This is a genomic window from Phenylobacterium sp. (assembly GCF_031412415.1).
Lineage (GTDB): Bacteria > Pseudomonadota > Alphaproteobacteria > Caulobacterales > Caulobacteraceae > Phenylobacterium.
Map to the genome: position 1 here is coordinate 1 of NZ_JANOCX010000245.1, position 2,716 is coordinate 2,716.

General features: G+C 68.2%; 2 protein-coding genes. Both read right to left on the reverse strand.

Annotation, left to right across the window (positions count from 1 at the left end):
- A partial coding sequence (nadA, locus tag RMO04_RS12225; RefSeq protein ID WP_309645061.1) for a quinolinate synthase NadA occupies positions 1-486 on the reverse strand: 486 nt, incomplete at its 3' end.
- A 158-nt stretch (positions 487-644) separates the two neighbouring features.
- Positions 645-2,716: PAS domain-containing protein (locus RMO04_RS12230; protein WP_309645062.1), on the reverse strand; the 2,072-nt coding region annotated here is incomplete at its 5' end.

Below are 2,716 nucleotides of genomic sequence, written 5' to 3' on the forward strand. Positions count from 1 at the left end.
GGTGCAGCAGACGTCGGTCTCGGCCTTCACGTCGGCGGTGGTGTTGACATAGGTGACCACCGGCAGGCCGGGATAGCGCTGCTTGATCAGGCGCACGTCGGCGCCGGTGATCGAGGAGGCCAGGCTGCAGCCGGCGCGCAGATCGGGGATCAGCACGGTCTTGTCGGGCGACAGGATCTTCGAGGTCTCGGCCATGAAGTGCACGCCGGCCTGGACGATGATCTTGGCGTCCGACTTGGCGGCTTCCTTGGCCAAGCCCAGGCTATCGCCGACATAGTCGCCGACCCCGTGGAAGATTTCCGGCGTCATGTAGTTGTGCGCCAGGATGACCGCGTTCTTCTCGCGCTTCAGGCGATTGATCTCGGCGATCAGCGGCGCCTGGAGACGCCACTCCATGGGCGTGACATGGCCTTTCACCTTTTCCCACAAGGGACGGGTGGCGGCTTCGACCGCGGGCGTGAACGCGAATTGCGAACCGTCAGCCATGGCGTCCTCCTTATGCTCACATTGAGCATTTCATCGGCCTCAAAAAACGCCGCGGGATGTTCTGCAGCGCCCCGTCGGCGTCGTGATTATGCTCAACATGAGCAAAACCGATGAAAGACATATAGACCCGCGTTAGGTCGGGGGCAAGTCCCGCATTGTCACGAAACTGTTCCAGCCGCCCGCTCCATGGCGTCGCGGATGGCCGCGGCCAGGGTTTCGGCCGTGTAGGGCTTGTGCAGCAAGGGCCACGGCGCGCCGTCGGCGGAATTCAGCGCTTCGCCGGTATAGCCCGACGACAGGATCACCGGCAGGCCGGGGCGCAGGCCGACCGCCTCGTGGGCCAAGTCGACCCCCGACCGGGAGCCTGGCATGACCAGGTCGGTCACCATCAGATCGGCCGCCGCGCCTCCGCGCAGCAGGTCGAGGGCCTGGGCCACACCCTCGGCGTGGACGACCTCGTGTCCCACGTCGACCAGCATGGCGGCGATCACCTGGGCGACCTCGGGATCATCCTCGACCAGCAAGACGGTCAGGTTGGGACCGGCGGCGATCTGTCTCGGCGTGGGGAGGCCCAGGGGCGCGGCCTCGGCCGCGGCGCTGGCCCGGGGTAGGTAGAGAGTCACCGCCGCGCCTTGGTTGGGCGCGGTCTCGATGGTCACGCCGCCGCCGCTCTGGCGGGCGAACCCATAGACCTGCGACAGGCCCAATCCCGTGCCCTTGCCCACGTCCTTGGTGGTGAAGAACGGCTCGAACACGCGCCCGACGACGTCGGAGGCCATGCCCACACCGGTGTCGCGCACGGTCACGCAGACATAGCCGCCGGCCGGGATCTCCGGAACCTCGCGCTCGGTGAGCTCGCGCGGCGCGGTCTCGATGCGGATAGCGCCGCCGTGGCTCACGGCGTCGCGGGCGTTGACCACCAGGTTCATCAGGGCGGCCTCGAACTGGCCCCGGTCGACCATCGCCACGGTCTGTCCCGCGCCGAGGGCCACGGTCAGATTGGTCGTTTCGCCGGCGGCGCTGCGGAGCAGGGGTTCGCTCTCGGCCACCAGGCGATCGATTTCGATGGCCTCCGGCTTGAGCGTCTGGCGGCGCGAGAAGGCGAGGAGCTGCTGCGTCAGCCGCTCACCCCGGCGCGCGGCGGACTGGGCGGCGTCGACCATGCGGTGGCGCCGCGCCGTGTCGTCGGGATGGCGCTGCATCAGGTCCAGGGCGCCGATGATCACAGTCAGCAGGTTGTTGAAGTCGTGGGCCACGCCGCCGGTGAGCTGGCCCACCGCCTCCATCTTCTGGGCGTGACGGAGCTGGGCCTCGGCGGCGTCGCGCTCGGCCATGGCCCCTTCCATCCGCTCCGCCAGCAGGTCGTTGATCCGCATCAGATCGGCCTCGGCCTGCTTGGCCTCCGTGACGTCGAAGGCGATCCCGATGAAGCCGCTGAACTCGCCCGACGGAGCATATCGTGGCTGGGAGATCGAGCGGATCCAGCGCCACTGGCCGTCGCTGCGCCGATAGCGCGCCTCCAGGAAGAACCGGATGCGCGACGCCTCGCCGGCGACCTGCTCCTTCAGGATGCGCGGCAGATCCTCCGCATGCAGCCGCAGCCGCCAGTCGAAGTTGATGGCCTCGCCGTAGGAGACGCCCAGGAAGTCCACATAGGCCTGGTTGACGAACTCGCGCTTGCCGTCGGTCTTTGTGACCCAGAGCAGGACCGGGGCGCTGTCGGCCAGGGTGCGGAACCGCGCCTCGCTCTCGCGAACCTGTTCATAGGCCAGGCGTCGATCGGTGATGTCGATATTGACCCCGACGGCGCGGGACACCCGCCCCGTCTCATCGCGCAGCATCTCGCCCCGCGACAGCAGCCAGCGCAGCTGGCCGTCGGGCCAGATCACGCGGTACTCGATGGGCTCCATGCGGCCCAGCTTGACCGCGTCGATGTTGCACTGGCGTACGGCCTCGCGATCATCCGGATGCACGACCTCCAGCAGAGCCCTCACATTGGCCGGCTGATCCGGCGTCAGGCCCAGGTTCTTGTAGAGCGCCGAAGACCATTGGCCGTCGCCGGTGGCCACGTCCCAGTTCCAAAGGCCGACGCCGCCGGCGTCCTGAGCCAGCTGCAGCGAGGACTCGCTGAGGTCCAGCGCGCTCTGGGCCTCGGCCAGCCGCATGATGACGCTGCGCAGGGCCGCGGCCACCAGCACGGTCACGCTGGCGGAGACGGCGAACATCACTA